At 55.6% G+C, this 20578-nt stretch carries 20 protein-coding genes; 16 read left to right on the top strand and 4 right to left on the bottom strand.

Features of this window, described 5'->3' with window-relative positions; genetic code table 11:
* Nucleotides 1-255: 255 nt before the first annotated feature.
* Nucleotides 256-1143 carry a LysR family transcriptional regulator gene (locus BGP00_RS17290; RefSeq protein ID WP_292687584.1) on the bottom strand — a complete coding sequence of 296 codons (888 nt, stop codon included), beginning with the start codon at nt 1141-1143 and terminating at the stop codon, nt 256-258.
* 213 nt (nt 1144-1356) lie between these two features.
* Here BGP00_RS17290 and BGP00_RS17285 point away from each other — a divergent pair, with 213 nt between their 5' ends.
* Genes BGP00_RS17285 through BGP00_RS17255 form a run of 7 tightly spaced genes read left to right on the top strand, consistent with a single transcriptional unit; the run spans nt 1357 to nt 10520 of the window.
* Entirely contained in the window at nt 1357-3018 is a 1662-nt protein-coding gene (locus BGP00_RS17285; RefSeq protein WP_292925793.1) for a GMC family oxidoreductase N-terminal domain-containing protein, read from the top strand.
* Nucleotides 3018-4472 (top strand): aldehyde dehydrogenase, encoded by a 1455-nt coding sequence (locus BGP00_RS17280; RefSeq protein WP_292687580.1) that lies wholly within the window; start codon nt 3018-3020, stop codon nt 4470-4472. The genes BGP00_RS17285 and BGP00_RS17280 overlap by 1 nt, the downstream gene beginning before the upstream one ends.
* A 29-nt stretch (nt 4473-4501) precedes the next feature.
* Entirely contained in the window at nt 4502-6814 is a 2313-nt protein-coding gene (locus BGP00_RS17275) for a TonB-dependent receptor (RefSeq protein WP_292687578.1), read from the top strand.
* 32 nt (nt 6815-6846) lie between these two features.
* Complete coding sequence (locus tag BGP00_RS17270) at nt 6847-7245, top strand: carboxymuconolactone decarboxylase family protein (RefSeq protein ID WP_292687576.1); 399 nt, start codon at nt 6847-6849, stop codon at nt 7243-7245.
* A complete protein-coding gene (locus BGP00_RS17265) occupies nt 7242-8117 on the top strand; it encodes an NAD(P)-dependent oxidoreductase (RefSeq protein ID WP_292687574.1) in 876 nt (291 codons plus the stop codon). Before BGP00_RS17270 ends, BGP00_RS17265 begins: the two co-directional genes overlap by 4 nt.
* On the top strand, nt 8114-9580 hold the full coding sequence (locus tag BGP00_RS17260; RefSeq protein ID WP_292687572.1) for a carotenoid oxygenase family protein: 1467 nt from the start codon (nt 8114-8116) through the stop codon (nt 9578-9580). The genes BGP00_RS17265 and BGP00_RS17260 overlap by 4 nt, the downstream gene beginning before the upstream one ends.
* A 4-nt stretch (nt 9581-9584) precedes the next feature.
* Nucleotides 9585-10520 carry an SDR family oxidoreductase gene (locus tag BGP00_RS17255; RefSeq protein ID WP_292687570.1) on the top strand — a complete coding sequence of 312 codons (936 nt, stop codon included), beginning with the start codon at nt 9585-9587 and terminating at the stop codon, nt 10518-10520.
* Nucleotides 10521-10568: 48 nt separating this feature from the next.
* Here the strand turns inward: BGP00_RS17255 and BGP00_RS17250 are convergent, their stop codons facing one another.
* Nucleotides 10569-11480 carry a LysR family transcriptional regulator gene (locus BGP00_RS17250; RefSeq protein ID WP_292687568.1) on the bottom strand — a complete coding sequence of 304 codons (912 nt, stop codon included), beginning with the start codon at nt 11478-11480 and terminating at the stop codon, nt 10569-10571.
* Between the two features lie 117 nt (nt 11481-11597).
* On the opposite strand from BGP00_RS17250, the gene BGP00_RS17245 reads away from it, so the two are divergent.
* Genes BGP00_RS17245 through BGP00_RS17205 form a run of 9 tightly spaced genes read left to right on the top strand, consistent with a single transcriptional unit; the run spans nt 11598 to nt 19458 of the window.
* Complete coding sequence (locus tag BGP00_RS17245) at nt 11598-12890, top strand: glycine cleavage T C-terminal barrel domain-containing protein (RefSeq protein WP_292687566.1); 1293 nt, start codon at nt 11598-11600, stop codon at nt 12888-12890.
* 1 nt (nt 12891) lies between these two features.
* Nucleotides 12892-13287, top strand: coding sequence for a nuclear transport factor 2 family protein (locus tag BGP00_RS17240; protein WP_292687564.1), 396 nt, complete (start codon nt 12892-12894; stop codon nt 13285-13287).
* A 10-nt stretch (nt 13288-13297) separates the two neighbouring features.
* Nucleotides 13298-14062 (top strand): SDR family oxidoreductase, encoded by a 765-nt coding sequence (locus BGP00_RS17235; RefSeq protein WP_292687561.1) that lies wholly within the window; start codon nt 13298-13300, stop codon nt 14060-14062.
* 11 nt (nt 14063-14073) lie between these two features.
* Nucleotides 14074-15363, top strand: a complete 1290-nt coding sequence (locus BGP00_RS17230) for a glycine cleavage T C-terminal barrel domain-containing protein (protein WP_292687559.1) — start codon at nt 14074-14076, stop codon at nt 15361-15363.
* Nucleotides 15364-15380: 17 nt separating this feature from the next.
* On the top strand, nt 15381-15893 hold the full coding sequence (locus BGP00_RS17225) for a DUF3237 domain-containing protein (protein WP_292687558.1): 513 nt from the start codon (nt 15381-15383) through the stop codon (nt 15891-15893).
* A gap of 24 nt (nt 15894-15917) precedes the next feature.
* Complete coding sequence (gene purU / locus BGP00_RS17220; protein WP_292687556.1) at nt 15918-16772, top strand: formyltetrahydrofolate deformylase; 855 nt, start codon at nt 15918-15920, stop codon at nt 16770-16772.
* A 4-nt stretch (nt 16773-16776) separates the two neighbouring features.
* Entirely contained in the window at nt 16777-17649 is an 873-nt protein-coding gene (locus tag BGP00_RS17215; protein WP_292687554.1) for a tetrahydrofolate dehydrogenase/cyclohydrolase catalytic domain-containing protein, read from the top strand.
* A 2-nt stretch (nt 17650-17651) separates the two neighbouring features.
* Nucleotides 17652-19049 (top strand): aldehyde dehydrogenase family protein, encoded by a 1398-nt coding sequence (locus BGP00_RS17210; protein WP_292687552.1) that lies wholly within the window; start codon nt 17652-17654, stop codon nt 19047-19049.
* Nucleotides 19050-19071: 22 nt separating this feature from the next.
* Nucleotides 19072-19458, top strand: a complete 387-nt coding sequence (locus BGP00_RS17205) for a nuclear transport factor 2 family protein (protein ID WP_292687550.1) — start codon at nt 19072-19074, stop codon at nt 19456-19458.
* A gap of 570 nt (nt 19459-20028) precedes the next feature.
* Here BGP00_RS17205 and BGP00_RS17200 read toward each other — a convergent pair.
* Both BGP00_RS17200 and BGP00_RS25425 read right to left on the bottom strand, forming a co-directional pair.
* Nucleotides 20029-20247, bottom strand: a complete 219-nt coding sequence (locus tag BGP00_RS17200) for a hypothetical protein (protein ID WP_292687548.1) — start codon at nt 20245-20247, stop codon at nt 20029-20031.
* The gene (locus tag BGP00_RS25425; protein ID WP_366522348.1) at nt 20244-20333 is read right to left on the bottom strand and encodes a hypothetical protein; all 90 of its coding nucleotides are present in this window, start codon (nt 20331-20333) and stop codon (nt 20244-20246) included. Before BGP00_RS25425 ends, BGP00_RS17200 begins: the two co-directional genes overlap by 4 nt.
* Between the last annotated feature and the right edge of the window lie 245 nt (nt 20334-20578).

Raw genomic sequence — 20578 nt, 5'->3', positions numbered from 1 at the left:
TCACCCATGCGGTGATCATGTCTACTGCGGGTTAGAGCCTCCCTGTCGAGCAATCTGCCTCGGCCACGCCGGACAGCGTTTGGTACACCCGAGAGTGCAGGCCGGGCCGGTTGCCGCGAGAGCCCAGCTAGCGGAGCGGATTCACATTGAGCCTGTACCGGAAAATTCCGAGAACAGGTTTAAATAAAATTATGCCTCTTACTGATATTTAGAAAATTATGATTTTTAAAATCATATTGTATAATATTTCAATTGCTAAAAAATTGAATTCCTGATGTGTTTTATTGCCTGAAGTATGATCGGGTTAGACCTCTGTCCGCGACGAATTGTGTATCGAATTTCAAGACTCGGCAAATTTCCGCAAAACGGTAGCTCGACAAGCCCGTTAGTTTGGGTGATTTCGTCGCGCGATGCATGGAACATACATGTAAAGCCCATACCCCTGTAAAGGCTGCTCAGTATCAGCCCAAAATTGTCGGTCTCTACAGCATGGCGAACCGGTTGGACCTCTGCATGCAACAGTGCGGAATCGATCAGGTGCCGAAGGGGCATATCTCGGCTCAGGCTTACCGAGGGCGTGCGCGAAAGCATCTCGGGTGTGACACGATCCAGGCGCGTTAAAGGGTGATCTTCATGAACAAAGATACTTAGAGGCTCATACCCCGCAACTTCACTAAAAAAGTCACTCGGGCCGTTGGCATAGAAGAAAGCAACATCGAATTCTCCACTGCTCAAAGCATTGAAAAGTGAGAGGGCCTCCCTGTCGTCACTGCGCAGATCCAGCACTGAAGGCTCGGTTTCGGTCCAGAGTTCTCTGAGGGGACCCAGATTTCGCATCATGAACGCGTGAAGAGCAATGCGAATGATGCCGCCATGTTCGTTGGGCACGGCAACATTGTGAACGAAGTCGTGCAGATGCACCAGAAGTTCAGGCGCAAGGACGGCTGAACGCCGCCCCGCTTCGGTCAATTCTACCGGTCCGCCCTTGGTCCGTAAAAACAGTTGGGTGCCCAGTTGGCTTTCCAAGGCTTTCATATGATCGCTAATAGAAACTTGTGAAACGCCGAGCGCCTCAGCGCAGCGGCGAAAGCTGCCATGCTTCACCACGCTGACAAAAATTTCCAATTGGCGAAATGTCACCATGTGAGGACTCTCCCGTCCTAAAGTGTTCGGTTTTTCTTATCACCCGATAGGCGATACGCTTCTTCCGCGCAAGGCTGGCTGCGGGCAAACAGGTGTCAGCAAGGCGAAGCGCGAGCCAGCGTTAGTGCCAACGAGGGGATGATTTGGATCGGGACAACTGTGTATCAGTCGTTTGCCCCATTCCGCCTCCCTACCTCGTCGTGGGAGCAAGCGGTGAAAAATTTTGATATAATCGTGGTTGGTGCGGGCAGTGCAGGTTGTGCACTGGTTGGCAGACTGCTGCGCACCGGCCATACTCGAGTGCTGCTTATAGAGGCGGGCACACGGGGGTTGAATCGCCGATTGCCGGTTCGCATGCCGGTAGCCTGGCCTTTTGCTTCAATTATGCCTCAATTCGGATGGAGCTATTCGTCTGAGCCCGAGGTCCAAACCGTGGGTCGCCGATTGGACCAGCCGCGCGGTCGCTTGATGGGCGGCACTTCCTCTATCAATGGGATGATGTATTCGCGGGGGCATCGGGCTGACTACGACGGATGGGCGGCTTCGGGGCTCACCGGTTGGTCGTTCGCTGATGTTTTGCCTTACTTTCGACGGTCGGAGAACAACTGGCGCGGCGCTTCTGTATGGCATGGTGGTGACGGGCCGCTGCGTGTTTCCAGTAACCCACCACACCCAGATATCTATTCACATATGATCGCCGCCGGGCGTGAACTCGGCTATGCCGAGAACTCTGATTTTAATGGTCCGACCCAAGAAGGGTTCGGTCTGGCGGACTTCAACGTCGCTTCCGGGCGCAGGGAAAGCGCCGCTACCGCTTATCTTACGGGCTATGAATGGGATGATCGGCTGACAGTGCGTAGTGGCGTGCATGTTACGCGGGTCATCATCAAGAATGGTCGTGCGTGCGGGGTTGAATGGCTGGGGCCAGAAGGGCAGGGGCAAGACCTTGCCAGTGAAGTTGTCCTGTGTGGCGGCAGCTTCAATTCTCCGCAACTTCTGATGCTGTCAGGAATTGGCGATCCGGTTGCCTTGGCTGCACATGGCATCCAAGCCGTAGCGACATTGCCCGGGGTTGGCCGCAATCTGCAGGATCATCCCATGATTACGGCGGCATATAAGGCGCAACAGCCTATCGGATATGAACAGCGGTTGCGGCTGGACAGGTTGTTGGGGGCGGGCGGAAGGTGGTTGTTGGGCAAGGGCGGGTTGCTCTCCGATGCACCCTTGTCTGTGCAGGGATTTGTACGTGCGTTGGCGGACAGTGACCGGCCGGATACCCAACTGCAGATCAGTCATGCCACTCCGAACAGCCGTCCGTGGTTTCCATTTTGGCGGAGCCCATCTCCAGATGTGTTTGGCGTCGCGGCGTTGCAGCTGCGGCCAGAGGGCCGCGGAGATGTGCGTTTGCGTTCGGCCGATCCATTTGATCCGCCGATGATCCGTCTGGGCCTGCTGCAGACCGCACATGACCGGCGGATGGCGGGTGCCATGCTGGCTTTTGTAAGGCAGTTTTTTGCGTCTGACGCAATGAAGGACATCGTTGGGCCAGAGTTGATGCCTGGGCCTAACGTTGCGACTGAAGGGGCTGTGGATGCTGCCCTTGCCTCCTCGATCCTGACGGGTTCTCATCCTGTCGGTACTTGTGCGATGGGCACAGACCCGCGCGAAGCTGTGGTCGACATCCAGTTGCGCGTGTTCGGCGTTGAAGGTCTGCGTGTAGCCGACGCTTCGGTAATGCCGACAATCATCAGTGGCAATACCAGTGCTCCGGCGATGATGATCGGGGAGCGCGCTGCCGATTTCATTTTGGGGACGACGCTGCCGCCCGATCAGCCATTTGCCGTTCTCCCTACTATCTCCGAGGAACTTGTCTGATGGCACAATCGACAATCAACATTGCACACCCGCAGGCATGTTTTATTGATGGCCAATGGGTTGAGCCTGCAGCAGGCGAGCAAATCAACGTCATCTGCGCGCATAGCGAGGAGGTGATCGCCACCGTGGCTGAAGCGGGCGAAGCCGAAGTTGAACAGGCGGCACTGGCAGCGCGGCGCGCCTTCGACGAGGGACCATGGCCGCGCCTTTCGCCGCAGGAGCGCGCCGAATATGTCCGTCGCCTATCGGCCGCACTCGAAGCCAGAATGCCGGAAGTGGCGCGCGCCTGGGTCGATCAAATCGGCGCTTTAGCAAGTGCTGCGCCCATCGTTACAGGCGGCGGCAAGTTCTGGTTTGATTATTATGCCGACCTTGCCAACAGCTTCGATTGGGAACGACAGGTATCACGCATCGATGGCCAAGGCTGTGCCGAGATTCTGCGCGATCCGGTCGGCGTCGTGGCGACAATAGCGCCGTGGAACAATCCGTTTGGCATTATGGCGGGCAAGTTGGCGCCAGCGCTGATTGCAGGATGCACGGTTGTGATGAAGCCGGCACCGGAAACACCTTTGGAGGCCTATATTCTGGCCGAGGCAGCTGAGGCTGCAGGTTTTCCCGACGGGGTAGTCAACCTGATCTGCGCCGAGCGCACAGCATCGGAGCATTTGGTACGCCATCCTGCGATCGACAAGGTAAGCTTCACCGGCAGCGTTGCTGCGGGACGTCGGATTGGGATGGCCTGCGCCGAGCGCTTTGCGCGATGTACGCTGGAACTGGGTGGTAAATCGGCGGCGATCGTGTTGGAGGACGCAGATGTTGCGCTTGCAGCCGCGACGCTGGCGAATGTCATCACTTTGTCTGCCGGGCAGGTTTGCGCAACGTTGAGTCGCGTGGTGGTTGTGGATGCACTGCACGACCGGCTTGTCGAGGCGCTGCGCACGGAACTCGCCAAGGTGACCGTAGGTCATCCCGACGATCCCACCTCAAGAATGGGGCCTCTGGCAATGGAGCGCCAGCGCGACCGAGTAGAAAGCTATGTTGCGATTGGACGGCAGGAGGGCGCGCGAATTGTACTGGGTGGTGCCCGTCCGGCGAATCTTGGCAAAGGGTGGTATTTCGAGCCAACCTTGTTTGACGGTGTGACGTCGAACATGCGCATTGCGCGCGAAGAAATTTTCGGACCTGTGCTTTCGGTTTTGCGTGCACATGACGAGGCTGAGGCCATTCGCATCGCCAATGATAGCGACTTTGGCCTCTATGGCGCGGTCTTCTGTGCCACTGCCGACCGGGCGGGACGCGTCGCAAGGGCTGTGCGCAGCGGCACCATCGCGCACAATGGTTTTCTGTTTGATCCCTCGTTGCCATTTGGCGGCTTCAAACATTCCGGTGTTGGCCGTGAAGGGGGAACATATGGACTTGCTTCCTTCACTGAAACTAAATCACTGATTTTCTAAAAATATATAATAAATATTGGGAGAATGGGATGAAAAATCTTCTGATCAGCAGCACTCTGGCTATGTCTTGGATTCTGGCAACGCCTGCCGTGGCCCAGGCGGAGGAAACTGCTCATAGCGAGAGCGCGGAAAGCAAGGGTGCACTTGCTGAGATCATCGTTACCGCACAAAAGCGTAAGCAGACCTTGCAGGATGTACCGGTCGCGGTTTCAGTGTTGGGCGGCGATGCTCTGACCACCGGTCATATCAACAGTATGCAAAGCCTTGCCACTGCGGTGCCTAATCTGGTGGTCACCCAATCGCCGTTTCAACCCTTTGTGTCGATCCGGGGGTTGGGCTCGGGGGCGGGCACTCGTGCCTTTGAACAGTCTGTCGCAATGTATGTCGATGGAATTTACGCAGGACGCGCCAACCAGTTTCTCAATCCATTTTTCGACGTGGAACGCGTCGAGATTGTCCGCGGACCGCAATCCGTGCTGTTTGGAGTCAATGCAATCGCTGGCGCCATCAATGTTGTGAACAAGCGGCCAGGCGATAAATTCGAGGGATATGCGACTGCTGGCTATGAGGCCGCATACAAAGGCTATAATTTCGAAGGTGGGGTGTCGATCCCACTTAGCGATACACTGGCTGTGCGGGTGGCAGGACAAGTACATCGTGACGGGGGCTATCTCTACAACACCGTCCTCAACCGCAAGGAACCGGTGACCGATAACGAGATTGGCCGGATCGTTACCAGTTGGAAGCCGGTTCAGGGACTGCGTTTCGATCTGGCATATGAACATGCACGCAAACGTGTGACCGGATCGCCATTCCAGACGACTTATTTGCCATTGGCGTTGTATCCCATAAACATTGAAAATGGCGTAGCTGATTTCACAAAAGCCAGCCCTGGCACTTCCGACTTTACCTATCTGAAGACGGACAACGTCTCACTCAATGGCTCGTATGACATAGGCTGGGCTACCCTTTCGTCATCGACGGGCTATTCGCATTATACGTTCAATCAAGCCGTTCCGGCAGGGGCAGTTCCCACCTATTTCGGCACCGCGCGAGATGAAGAAAAATTTGATCAGTTCTATCAGGAGGTACGGCTTGCCTCTTCTGGCAAGCATCTGATCGACTATCTGGTCGGCGCCAGCTATTATTTTCAGAAATCGCAGATCAATCAGGGGGTGGATTTCGATTTTACGGCATTTGGGTCGCCGGGCACTACCGCTGCTGTTCGCAATGCGCTGTCGCAAAAGACCTATGGCATTTCCGGTTTCGGTCAGGCGACTGTCAATGTCACCGATCGGTTTAACATTGTCGCCGGCCTGCGTTACAGCTCGATTGTTAAGCGGGCAGGGTATACGCTGGCACCGGCGAGCGTGGGTTCGCCTCTGTCAGGCTATGCATTCAACCCCATCGGCGAGTTTGTGCTGAATTCGATTGGCTTTTTTTCCTATCTGAATCCAGCTGACCCGAGCACGATCCGCCCTACCACTTTCACCCGGCGGCGCCTGTTCGATGCGGCCAATCCTTCGCTCAGCCTGAATTACAAGTTCAGCCGTCGCTTGTCGGCCTATGCCAGCTATACCACTGGGACCAAGGCTGGTGGTTTTAATGATCAGGAAAAAAGCGGCATCGTGCCAGAGAACGGTTATTCGACGGATGCCTTCTCCTATAATTCTGAAAAAGCCAAAAATTTCGAGTTTGGGGTGAAGGGCAATTCCGGAGATATCCGCTACAATTTTGCCGCATTCTATACCAAATATACGAATTTGCAGGCTTCGCAGGCATTGGCAAACGGTTCGATCTTTACCACCAATGCTGCCTCTGCGACTGCGAAAGGTGTCGACGGGGATGTGACCTGGTTGGTGGCACGCGGCCTAACGTTCTCGGCAGATGCCGCCTATATTCATGCCCGTTACGAAAATTATCCCGGCTCGGGCTGCATTGTCACGCTGGCCCCCTCAACTTGCGTTGCGGCCAATACCAACGCCCAAGGAGGCAAGCTGGATGGCGTGCCTGAATTTGTCGGATCGATCAACGCCGCCTATACTGTTCCCGTGTCGACCGGCTGGGAACTGCGCAGCCGTGGGCGTGTTTATTACAATGATGGCGCGCAGTATCAGTCCAATCAGGACCCGCTGGACCGGGTGCCGTCCTACACGCTGTTCGATGCATCGTTCACGATTGCGCAGCGTTCCGGTGGGCTCAGCCTGACTGTCTCGGCCAAAAATCTGACTGACAAGGTTTATCGCGGCTTTTCAGGGCCTGCGGCAACACCAGTGTTTGGCCATCAATCGCTGATCCAGCCCGGTCGCCAGGTGTTTCTGGACCTCCGTTACGAATTCTGACGCGCGATGCTGATCTCAGGGAGTGCAAGATAATGAATGATCTGTTCGATAAGGGGATGCAGGTGCGGCGCGAGATGTTCGGACCGGATCTTGCCGAGCGAGCGGTGGCTACAGCCAGCGATTTTGCCATGCCGTTTCATGATATCATGACACGCTATTGTTTTGGCGAAACATGGAACCGCCCGGATCTCGGCCGGCGCGACAGAAGTCTGGCCACGCTTGCGATGTTGATTGCCCAAGGCAAAGAACTGGAAATCAAGATGCATGTGAAGGGAGGCATCGCCAACGGACTTAAAGTCGAGGAAATCCGAGAGCTGGTGCTGCACGCAATGGTCTATTGCGGAGTCCCCGCCTCATTCACTGCCCTGCGCGCGGCCGAAGCTGCCATTGCAGAGCTGGAAGCCGAAGTCGGCGCAAAGGAGGGCGCATGAAAATCGCCTTCATCGGCCTCGGTATGATGGGGCACCCGATGGCTGAACGGTTGATCGGGCAAGGCTATGCAACGCGGGTTTTTGACGCAAATGCCGGGCTGTCCTCGGGCTTCGGCCCGGCATTTGCTTCATCGCCTGCCGAAGCGGTGGCGGGAGCGGACATCATCATCACGATGCTGCCAACCGGGCAGATTGTTCGTGACGTGTTGGTAGGGCACGGCGGCGCATTGACAGGTGTGCCAGCGGGCAAGATTGTGATTGATACTTCCTCGTCGGATGCGGGTGGGACTGTTGCTCTTGGGCGAGAACTGGCCGAACGGGGCATCCACCTGATTGATGCGCCCGTTTCTGGTGGCGTGCCGCTGGCGCGCGAGGGCAAGCTTACGCTGATGGTCGGCGGGGCAGATGATGAGCTGTTTGCCACGATAGAACCTGTGCTCAAGGTTCTTGGTAGCAAAGTGGTTCGTGTCGGTGGCCTGGGTTCTGGGCATGCAGCCAAGGCCATCAACATGGCTATTGCAGCCTGCACGCTGGCTGCGACATGCGAAGGTCTGTTGCTGGGCGAGCGGTTCGGATTGGATCCAGCCGTGCTGCTGGACGTGATCAACAGTTCCACCGGCGGCAGCACAGTGTCGCAAACGGTTGTGAAAAATCACATTGTGCCCAAGACCTTCGCGCAAGGTTTTGCACTTGCCTTGATGACCAAGGATGTTCGCTTGGCAAATGCGCTGGGAGAACAACAAAATCTTTGCCTGCCGCTGCTGGAAAAAACCTGCGAAAATTGGGGAGCTGCGCTCGACGCGCTTCCACATGGCGCCGATTTTTCCGCCTATTTCCAATTTGCTAAAGCCAATTTGGAGAGCTCAAAATGAGCGTATCACCGAATTATCCTGATACAGTCCATTTTCAGGGACTTAACCGCCCTACCCATATCGAGGGGACTGCTCACGATCTCTATGTTGAGGGTGAAATTCCGGCTGAAATTGATGGCATATTCTTTCGTGCAGTGCCCGATCCGGCTTATGTGCCGACGCGTACAGATGATGTTATACTGTCTGCCGACGGTGCTATCAACAAGATCGAGTTTCGAGGCGGGCGCGTCAGCTATGGTCTGAAATATGTGCGGACCCATCGTTTTCTGGCTGAACAGCGGGCAGGCAAGGCATTGTTTGGCCGCTATCGCAACCCGTTCACGGATGATCCGTCCGTCAAGGGTGTGGATCGCACCGTGGCTAACACGACGCCAATCTATCATGGCGGTCGACTGTTCATGACCAAAGAGGACGGGCTTCCCTACCGTATGGATCCTGAAACGCTCGATACAATAGGGCGTTGGGATTTCGGCGGCGCGTTGCGATCAGAAACCTTTACCGCCCACACAAAGCTGGATGCCGCCACCGGCGAACTCTTCTTTTTTGGATATGAAGCGTCGGGTCTCGCGACCACCACTTTAGCATATGGCATCGTCAGCCCCGAAGGCGAACTGGTGAAGGAGGAGTGGTTTGACGCGCCATATTGCTCCTTCATGCATGATTTTGCGATTACCGAAACCCATGCGATCTTCCCGGTTTTCCCTACCATCGCTGATCTCGAGGGAATGAAGAGGGGCGGGCCGCACTGGATCCATCATCAAGATCGTGAAAGCTGGATCGGCATCATGCCGCGCTATGGCGATCCTAAAGAGATGGTTTGGATCAAGGGGCCGGTCGGCGTTCATGCCTATCATGTTATGAACGCCTTTGCGGAAGGCAGCCTCGTCCATCTCGACATGTGCCTTGCTAACACCAATCTCATTCCATTCGTGACACAGGATTCAGGTATAGACCTGCCGTTGGAAGGTGGGTTGACACGGTGGACCATGGATTTGTCTGACCCCGAGGCGGGGGTCAGGGAGTGGAGGATCGGACCGTTCGGTGAAATGCCGCGAATTGCAGATGATGATATGGGCAAGTCCTACGGGCGGGGCTGGTATCTCACCATCGATCCCTCTTTGGGCAAGCCATTGCACAATGGACCAGCTGGTGTGGGCTTCAACAAGCTTGTGCGAGTGACATTTCCGGAGGGCAAACTGGAGTTTCTTTCGATCGGTGCAGCGCGGGCAATTAACGAGCCTGTTCATGTCCCCGCACTGGATCCTGCCCATGGCGGATGGTTGCTGGCGGTAATCGATGAAGAGGTGGCGCCAGGGCATTATAATCAGGAAGTTTGGATCATCGAGGCCGATGCAATTGGCAAGGGCCCTATTGCCAAGGTCAAGCTGCCGTTTGCTACACGCGAACAGGTCCATGGAAATTGGGTCGGGCGAGCAGGCTTGGAAAAGACAAGAAAGGACTGAGGCGATGGCTATCGCAATCACAGGCGCATCCGGGCAATTCGGCAGGGGAGCAGCGGATCTCTTGCTTAAATCTGTGGCGCCTCAAGATATCATCCTCATCTCGCGCTCTCCCGACAAGCTGGCCAGCTATGCTGAACGCGGTTGCTCCGTGCGGTTTGGCGACTTTGAAGACGGTTATGGCTTGAGCGAGGCGTTACGCGGGGCCGAAACCATGTTGATGATCAGTGGCACGCGGGTCGGATTTCGTGAGCCACAGCACACCAATGCTGTCCGCGCTGCCGAGGCAGCCGGCGTGAGGCGGGTTGCCTACACGTCTTTCATTGGCGCGGATGAAAACAATCCTTCTCTGGCGGTGAAGGACCATGTGTTTACGGAACGTCTGATCCGTTCGAGCAGCCTTGAATTTACCTTCCTGCGAGACGCCCAGTATGCTGATGCGGTGCTCGAGGCGATGGGGCCCTTGGCGATCGCATCAGGCAGGATGATTTGCGTAGCAGGCGACGGTTCGATGGCCTTTGTCGCGCGCAATGATTGCATTGCTTCGGCTGCAGCGGTGCTCACTGGCGAAGGACATGCTGGCAAGATCTATGAAATTACCGGCCCGCAGCTGGTTTCCTATCGTGAGGTCGGCCAGTTGATCGCCGAGGTTTCGGGGCAGCCCGTTGAATTCAGTCTAACCGATGTCGATGGGCTTTACGCTATGTTCGATGGTCTGGGCATTCCACGCCAACCTATCGATGACCTCAGTGTCAATAACTTTCCCTGGAACTCTGATGATATGGTGAGTTTCGAAGTAGCGGTGCGTGACGGCTATTTCGCTATCCGCAGCGATGATGTTGAGCGTTTGACGGGCCGAGTTCCGCAATCCCTGCGCAGCTTACTGTTTGCTAATCGAGAGGCGTTGATGGCGGCGGCGGCCCGGGTATCCGCCCACGACTGAATTTATGCATAAGTATAAACTTATCACTGACGTCATCCGGCTCCTGGCCTAGCGCATCTCTTGCCTCTCCCTGATGCGTTGGGCCAGGTTCAGCACAGTGGAATCGCGAGCGCCAATCGCGGAAAAAGCCTCCCGCAATTGCAGAGGGGGGACCGGAAAGCTGACCGGCAGCGGTACGAGTCCACCGTGGGGGAGGGCTTCGTCGGGTTGCCCCTTGAGCATGACCGCGAAGCAGGGTGTGCGCTGCAGTGTATTGAGAATTAACCCATAATCGTCGGTTTCCAAGCCCGTTCCTACCATGCCCAGTCCGCAACGCAGCAGGACTTCGTCGACTGCGGCACGCAGATGGCCATTGGGGCCCAGCCGGATTGTGCGATAGGGACGCAGGTCTGCGGCTGTCACCGAGGTTTCGCCCGCCAGTGGATGGTCCGGCCCGACATAGACCGCCAAATGCTCGTAACTCACGAAATGCGACGGAAACAGACCTGGATCGTCTACCGACATAATATAAGCAAGGTCGATCCGGTTTTCCTGCAAAAGATCGCGGATCGCTCCATAGCCCAGCGGCTCCAGCCGTATTGCCAAGCTTACCCGAGGGTGGTCGGCGCGGAACAGGTCGAATTCCTCATAGAGATCCCGCAAAACAAATCCCTGCGAGGCTAGGGTAATACGCCGCTTGGGGCCGCCTTGTCGGTCCGGTGTGCATTCCCATTCCAACGCGTTGACTTCACTCAGTATGCGCATTGCCCGCAAATAGACTTTTTCGCCCATTGCCGTGACGCGCGCGGCGGCTCCAGGTTTGCGGTCGAACAGGGAAATGCCGATCTGGCGTTCAAGCCCTTGGATGTGGTCGGTGATCGCAACCTGTGAGATGCCAATTTCTTCTGCGCAGCGCCGAAAGCTGCCCAAATCGACGATCTGCACAAAAATCTCGAGTTGCCTCAGAGTGATTCCAGCCATGTGATCACCTTTAGCTTATCATGTGGCAATGCGCCACTTAATTCCCTCCAGCTACATGCCTTGATACGCCATCAGACAACAAGGCGCAGGCAGCGCCCAACCGGGAGAGAATTTGCTGTGAGCAGAGATATTATCACTTACTTGCGCGCGCAGACGCCGGCCTACCATCCGGGCTGGGGCGGTCCTGAATACACGGGTTGGCAGGACGAGCAGACCTCATGGAAAACAGATTGCTATTTGGGCGACTGGTCATTCCTCTGGGACATTGAGGTCGAAGGGCCTGATGCATTGAAGGTCTTTTCCGACACAGGTGTGAACAGCGTCGGCAAGTTTGCGGTCGGTCAGGCCAAACACCTCGTTCAGTGCAATGGCGACGGCAAGGTCGTAGCTGACGGCGTTTTGATGCGCATGGGTGAGCAGACTTTCAGGACCCAATCGGCGACGGCCTTTGTGACGGCCTTTGCTCTGGCTCAGGGCTCCTATAATGCCCGCTGGCGAGTGATCGAGACTTTCCAGCTCCAGGTTTCCGGTCCCAAGGCGCTGGCAGTTTGTCAGGCGGTTACGGGTGAGACGCTCGATGACATCAAATTCATGCATTTCCGTGAAGTGCGCATCGCGGGCAGGACTGTCTTCGCCTTGCGGCAAGGCATGGCTGGCGAGATCGGCTTTGAGTTTCATGGCGATGCGGTCGATGTGGCGATTGTTAAAGAGGCAATTCTGGTGGCGGGCGCGGTGCATGGCATACGGCAGCTTGGGCGACGTACGGCTATGATCAACCATCTGGAAGCCGCATTCCCGACCGGTGCATGGCATTATCTGGGCGCGTTTTTTTCACCAGAAACGGCAGGCTTGCCCGCTTTTATGGAAGAGAATTTCGACACGAAAGGCGTGGCACCGGTGCTGCGTGGGAGTTTCGATCCTTCCACTATCGATGACTATTTGCTTTCGCCCTATGAACTGGGTTGGGGGAAAAGTGTAAAATTTGACCATAATTTCGTCGGTCGCGAGGCGTTAGAAGCGGAATCGGTCAGCGGGGCGGGCAAGCGGCGGGTAACGCTGGTATTCGATCCGGCCGACGTGGTGAGGATTTATGCCTCGCTGTTCGACGACGGGAAGGTGCCGTATGACTTCCTTGATATACCACATCCCCAGCGCTGGGTGGTCTGGGCCGATGAAGTGCGCGTCGGAGATAATGTGATCGGCTTTTCCAGTACGCCTGGCTACAGTTATTGGTTCCGTAAAGTGCTGGCACTAGCTTTCATTGATGCCGCCTACGCCGAACCTGGCACGCGTGTCGAAATCCTCTGGGGGGCACCCGGCAGCCGTCAGACGACGATCAACGCCACGGTAGCTCAAGCGCCTTATAAGGTCGATAATCGACGCCTCGATCTAACCAGCACGGTTGCCTAAGATGGTTCAGCACCGCACCGACGAAGAACTGGTAAATCTCGCTTTGATTGAGGCCGTCTATCGAGATGTTCTCGGGCCGTTGGATCCCGATCAAGTCGATCGCTATTTCCGTCCTGATTACATCCAGCATAGCCCGATGGCGGAAACTGGCGCGAAAGGGCTCAAATCCTTCTTGCGCTGGGCTCGAGACCGCGCTCCCGATGCGACTCATGATGTAAAGCGATTGTTTGTCGATGGCGATCATGTAATCGCGCATGTGCATGTGGTCATCGAGCCGGATACACGGGGTAACGCCGTGATCGATATCTTCCGCGTTGCGGACGGCCTCGTCGCTGAGCACTGGGATGCCTCTCAACCGGTGCCCGAACAATCGGCCAACACCAATGGTATGTTTTGACATGACATGTATGCATCTGGCGTCGACAGGGCGCTTTGCTGGAAAGCATGTGGTCGTTTTGGGTGGCAATAGCGGCATCGGCCGGGCGGCAGCTTTGGGATTTGCAGATGAGGGTGCATATGTCGTTGTGACGGGGCGGAACGCAGTCACACTGGCCGATGTGGCTGAAGCCTTGGGTAAACGCGGGGAAACCCACATTGCCGACATCACAGACATGGCCGCTTCGCGCGCATTGATGGCCGATCTCGCTTTGCGTCTTGGCCGTATCGACGTGCTGGTGGTCAATGCCGGCACGGGGGCTTTCCGGCCTGTCGAGGCAGTCGATGAAGCCTTTTATGACGAGATCATGAGCATCAATCTGAAGGGGCCGTATTTTGCGGTTCAAACGGCCTTGCCCCTGATGGGAGCGGGCAGTTCGATCGTGCTTACTTCATCAATTGGCCACTGCAAGGGCATCGCTGGCAACAGTGTCTATGCAGCGAGCAAAGCAGGTCTACGGTCGTTGGCGCGCAATTTCGGGGTAGAAATGGTCGCCCGCGGAATAAGGGTCAACTGTTTCAGCCCTGGCCCGATCGATACGCCCCTGGTGTCACGCGGCGACATGACTGCCGAACAAATTGCAGGGTTTCGGACAATGATCGAAGAAAGCGTGCCGATGCGCCGTTTCGGTACGCCTCAAGAGGCTGCCGACGCGATCCTCTTCCTGGCCTCGCCGCAGGCTTCCTTCATTAGCGGTATCGACCTGATCGTCGATGGCGGGCTGGTCAGTTTCTGACGGAGGCGCAGATGGCAAACGATCCTATTCTCGCTGCGTTGCGGGCGCAGCAAGCAGGTTATCAGGCTGGCTGGGGCGGACCTGAATATACCGATTGGTTGGATGAGCAACTGTCTTGGAAAACTGATTGCTACCTTGGAGATTGGTCCTTTCTGATGGACCTGGAGGTCAAGGGAGCAGACGCCTTGCGGCTGTTCTCTGATCATACGGTCAATTCGTATGCCAGCTTTCCCATCGGCCGCGCCAAGCATGCAATCTTCTGCAGCGATGAAGGTAAGGTGATTGTCGAGGGTGTTTTGATGCGTATGGATGAAGAGACCTATCGCATCCAGTCCGGCCCCGCAGTATTTGCCGATTTCCTGATCGCACACAGTGAATACAATGTCACATCGCGCGAAATTAATAGTTTTCAAATACAGGTTTCCGGACCCGCAGCGCTGGCAGTTTGTGAGGCGGTGACCGGCGAGCCATTGGGCGACATTCGCTTCATGCATTTTCGCTCATTAAAAATTGCGGGCAAGCGGGTTTATGCGCTGCGGCAGGGTATGGCCGGCGAGATCGGTTTTGAATTTCACGGCGATGCTGCTGACAAGCTCGAGGTGGAAGCTGCGATACTTGCCGCAGGTGCCCCTTTTGGCATGCGTCGGTTGGGGCGACGCACAGCGATGATCAATCATCTCGAAGCCGCATTTCCCACCGGCCTGTGGCATTACACTCCGGACATGTTCGGCAGGGCGGTCGAGGGGTTTGCACAATGGGCGCAGTCGAAATGGGCCCATGCCTTTACCACTCCCCCCGCATTGCGAGGGAGCTTCGAAGGGCAGAGTATCCGTGATTACCTGCTCTCACCCTTCGAATTGGGCTGGGGACATTGCGTCCGGTTTGACCACGACTTCACAGGTCGCGCTGCTCTGGAGGCAGAAGTTACCGGTGGCAAGAGTAAGTGCCGGGTAACATTGGAATATGATCCGGCGGATCTGATCGCGATTTATGCCTCATTGTTCGACGAGACACAGGCTCCTTTTGACTATCTCGATATACCTCACCCCCAGCAATGGGTGATCTGGGCCGATGAGGTTCTGAGCGGGAGCGGACCGGTTGGGATCGCGTCGAGCCCCGGTTACAGCGCCTTTTTCCGCAAAGTGCTGGCTTTGGCTTTTGTTGAACCTTCGCATGCCGTGCCAGGCACTCGTCTGGAAGTGTTGTGGGGCACCCCTGGAGGCCGCCGGCGGCCGATTGGCGCAACTGTTGCTCCCGCTCCTTTCAAGATCGACCGACGGCGCGACACCGCCCGTCCTTAGTTGTCGAAGGACTTACGATGGAACCTTATTTCTCTCAGACTTCGCTACCTACCGAGCCACGTTTCGAATTTCTGTTCGAAATCGAGTTGAAATGGCGCCTCCTGCAACAAATTCCGAACATGCCCTCGGGTGCGGGGCGAGGAGCTACCTATGTCGATACGGGTACAATCTGCGGGCCGCATCTCAATGGGCGCATCTACCCGAACAGCGGTGCCGACTGGGCGTTGTTTCGCCCAGATAAGGTGCTCGGGCTCGATGCTCGTTACATGCTGGAAGCGCAGGACGGCACTCTGATCCTGATGCGCAATCAAGGCTATCTTGTCGGTCGAGCGCCCGACGTGCTGCCGCGAATTCAGGCATGGATGTTCGAGGACGGGCCGGAAGTACCGTTCGAAGACTATTATTTACGTACGACGCCAACCTTCGAAGTGGAAGAAGGGCCTTATGACTGGTTGATGAAGACCGTCGTGGTGGGGATCGGACATCGCCAGAAGGAAGGCAATACGATCCGTTACTTTGCACTACTCTGATTGCTGAAATTTCGGGAAATTACTATGATTGATCATTATATTCTCACACTATCGTGTGAAGATCGTCCTGGCATTGTGGCCTCTGTGACCACTGCCTTGCGCAATGCTGGAGGAAATATCCGCAATGCCCAGCAATATGAAGACCCGGAAACCGGCAAGTTCTTCATGCGCGTCTATTTCAGGATGCAAACCGACGCATTGATTGGCCTGAAATCGGCTTTGGACAGCGTTTCAGACGATTACCGCATGACAGTCAGTCTGCGTCCGGCTGGGCAGCGCAAAAAGGTGCTGCTGATGGTCAGCAAGTTCGATCATTGCCTTGGTGATTTGCTGTATCGCTGGCGGATTGGTGAATTGCCGATGGATGTGGTTGGGATCATTTGCAATCATCCGCTAGATGCGCTCAGCATCAGTCCGCAGGCGCACATTCCGTTTCACTATCTGCCGATCACCAAGGATACAAAGCCTCAGCAGGAGGCGCAGATCAAGCAGATCATGGTCGAGAGCGGAGCCGAACTGGTGGTGCTGGCGCGCTATATGCAAATCCTGTCGGATGATCTCTCCTCCTTTTTCGCGGGACGATGTATCAACATCCATCATTCGTTTTTGCCGGGCTTCAAAGGCGCAAAACCTTATCATCAGGCATTTGCCCGCGGGGTAAAACTGATTGGTGCGACGGCGCATTTTGTTACCGAGGACCTGGATGAGGGGCCGATCATCGAGCAAGACGTTGAGCGTATCACTCATGGCGATACACCCGAGGATCTAGTGCGTAAGGGGCGCGACATCGAACGGCGCGTGCTTGCCCGCGCAGTGCGCTGGTATCTGGACGATCGAATTCTGATCAACGGGAGCAAGACCGTTGTCTTCCGGGACTAGTCAAATGAAATTGATTGACGGCAAGGCGCTGGCTCGGTCTGTGGTTGGAGATGTCCGGCAAGGCGTCGCGACAATGATGCAACGTTTTGGCGTTGTGCCTGGCCTTGCTGTGGTTCTGGTGGGCGAGGATCCGGCCAGCCAAGTCTATGTCCGACGTAAGATTGCTACAACCACACAGGCCGGAATGCGCTCATTCGAGTATCGTTTGTCAGCACAGACCAGTCAGAATGATCTGATGGCTTTGATCGATGAGCTTAATCGTTCCGACGAAGTGCATGGCATTCTCGTGCAATTGCCCTTGCCGCCGCAAGTGGATGCCAGCCTGGTGCTGGATCGTATCGATCCCGCAAAGGACGTCGATGGTTTCCATCCAGTCAATGTCGGACGGCTTTCCATCGGCACAGCGGAGCGCGGAGCGGGGTTGGTACCTTGTACTCCGCTCGGCTGCATAATGTTGCTCGACACGGTGATCGAAAATTACAGGGGGCTGCACGCTGTGGTCATTGGCAAGTCGAACATCGTCGGCAAGCCGGTGGCAATGCTGCTGCTGGAGCGCGAATGCACGGTTACGGTCACCCATATCGCTACACGTGGCTTACCCGATATCGTGCGCAAGGCAGATATCGTAGTGGTGGCCGCAGGAAGCCCCGGGTTGGTGCGGGGTGATTGGGTCAAGAGTGGCGCAGTCGTAATTGACGTTGGCATCAACAGAGTTGAGTCGGATGGACAGGCAATCCTGGTTGGCGATGCCGTAACGGCCGAATTGGGCCATGCACTCGCGGTTACACCGGTGCCTGGTGGCGTTGGACCGATGACCATCGCTTGCCTTTTGGCAAACACGCTGGCTGCCGCAAATCAGAAACTGGAGAGGGGCTAAAGGTGCTTAAATTATTGATAAACGGGGTGCTTGAAGAAGGCGCGCACGTCCTTGATGTCGTTGACCCGGCAACCGGAGAGATTTTTGCACAAGCGCCGCGGGCGAGCAAGGAGCAGTTGGACAAAGCTGTTGCTGCGGCAAAAGCAGCTTTTCCGGTATGGTCCTCCTTGCCACATTCAGAGCGGGCCAAACGAATGCTGGCGCTGGCCGATGCACTGGAGCTGCGCGCGGACGAATTCGCGGAATTGTTGACACGCGAACAGGGAAAGCCATTGGCGCAGTCGCGAGGCGAGGTGGGTGGATCAATTGCGGCGTTCCGCTATTTCGCAACGCAATCGTTGCACTCGCACAAGCTGGTGGATGATGATGAAACACTGGTGATCGAACTCCGGGCACCGTTGGGCGTGGTGGCGGCAATTACACCCTGGAACTTTCCTCTAGTTCTTCTTGCGATCAAGGTCGCGACTGCACTGACGACCGGCAACACTGTGGTGGCAAAACCTGCGCCAACCACGCCCTTGACGACGGCTCTGCTCGGGGAGGTGGCTTGCACCATTCTACCGCCGGGAGTGCTTAACATCGTTGTTGATGCCAATGATTTGGGATCTGCACTGGCCAGTCATACTGATGTTGCCAAGGTGAGCTTTACGGGATCAACAGCGACAGGCCGAAAGGTAATGGCAAGTGGCGCTGATACATTGAAGCGACTGACGTTGGAATTGGGTGGTAACGATGTGGCCATCGTCCTTGACGATGTCGATGTTGACGATGTGGCTCCCAAAATCTTTGCTGCTGCCACGCTAAATGCAGGTCAGGTGTGCATGGCGGCCAAGCGGATCTATGCCCCCCGTGCGATTTATCGTGAATTGTGTGAGGCATTGGCGAAACTGGCGCGTGACGCGGTGGTGGGCAACGGGCTTGAACCCGAAACGAGCATCGGTCCGATCCAAAATCGGATGCAGTATGAAAAGTTGCTGGATTTGATCGAGGATGCTGGACGGAGCGGTACAATCATGGCTGGTGGCCAGCGGCTGAACCGGAAAGGCTTTTTTATTGCACCCACGGTTGTTGCCGATCTCGTTGATACAGATCGACTGGTGACCGAAGAGCAATTCGGTCCGGTCATTCCTGTGTTGGCGTATGACACGATCGATGAAGTCATCACTCGGGCTAACGTCAGTGAATTCGGGCTTGGCGGGACTGTTTGGGGCAAGGATATCGACCGGGCAATTGCGGTGGCCAGCCAGATAGAAACCGGCACGGTTTGGGTGAACAAGCACCTCGATCTGCGTTTTGACGTGCCCTTCGGCGGTATCAAGCAATCAGGTCTTGGACGGGAGCAGGGCGAGGATGGCCTGCGAGAGTTTACCCAGGCACGGATTATCAATGTCCAAAAATAGATTGGAAGCGACCTGTCAGGAGATGGTGCTGGATCAGCAATTATACGAAGGCTATCTCAAAGCGTTTCATGCTCGCGACTACGACAGTGTCCTTGCTCATTTTCATGAGCGGATCTCCGTACGCTTTGCTGGCTTGGAGTTGACGACACAATCAGCTGTCAGGGATTTCTATCTCTATTTTCACAGCCATGTTGATGAACGCATTGAAATTATAGATTTTATGTCTTCACACAATAGAATTTATCTTGAAGCACGCGTCGTTTTAAGCTGCTTCAAGACGATGGATTCTGAGCAAGTGGCGACAACCTATCCAGGTCTTCTCGCGTTGAAGGGCGGGCAGAGCGTTAATCTCGGGCAATTAGGCCGTATACTCATAACCAACACTGTCGAGGCGCCCGAACGGCGATGAGATCGGACGAAAGCGGACGCCGGGAAGGCTGGTTGCCTTTCCAAGGCCGCTTTTGTTCGAGATCGAAGCCTTTCGGGCGTCCCTACGGGATTTGCTGCTAACCTCGACAGTGTTGGTTATGAGTATACGGCCTAATTCAATATCGAATTGAGGAAGGCCTGTTCCGTTCGGTCAATTGTGCAGTTTTTCCTGATCCAGTTGTAGTGCTTTGAATCAGGATTTGATTGATCAGTTTGAAGCGTGTGTGAGGCTTGTCAATCGGACCTCTGGTTATTTTAATTTATTAATTTTAATGACTTATATGCATTTCAAGCGGCGATTGACTCGCATGAAATCCATCAGGCTGGCCGTCATTTGTATCAGCCGCATGTGGGCATCCGCACCCGCATGAGAAACGATGGGCGTGTCGGGTCCTGACAACGGCACGCTCATCTTGGAAGAGGGCCTCTCGGTGTCTTACGGGGCTGATTATCGCGAAATTTCTTCCACGCTTGACAGGTAAAAGAACGCAATTTCGAATTTTCCAGATAGCGGAAACCCCCGTTGCGGGTGGCCAATCAGGCTTTTAGTTTAGACCGGGATAATGATTTTCCGCCGCATGGCTCGATAAATGGCTTGCGCGGTTTTCTCGGGCACACCGGCCTTTTCTGCGAAAGTCGACCATTTCCCGATTTGCAGATGCATCTCGCGGATAATGCCCTTGGCCTTTTTAGGCTTGAGGTCACAGAAGACGCCGAACTGTATAAGATCGGACAGCTCGAAATGGTCGCGCTTGCCGTTCAGGCTCATTTGGTGCTGCTGAGTCCAGCTTCCGGATTGTAGGCATAGCTGACGTCGAAGGCCGGTGACAGCCGCCACTCGCCCTTTCGATTCATGAGGAAGGCGATGTCTTTGACATGATCGTCCTAATTCCGGACGAGAATGTTGAAGATCGCGCGGCGAAACTGTTGTTCGATATCGTACGCCGGCAGGCGGAGGAGTCGGATCGTCTCGATCGCTTGCTCGTAGGAATAGGCTCCTGCTAGCACTACTTTGGCAGAAAAGTGATTTCAGCGCCCTGTAGCGTGCAGCCGCAATGTGGACAATGGAGCGATTGCGACTGATGTAGGCGATCAAGGAT

The sequence above is a fragment of the Novosphingobium sp. 63-713 genome, assembly GCF_001898925.1.
Lineage (GTDB): Bacteria > Pseudomonadota > Alphaproteobacteria > Sphingomonadales > Sphingomonadaceae > Novosphingobium.
Note: the sequence above shows the minus strand (reverse complement) of the source record. Positions and strands in the feature narration are given on the sequence as shown.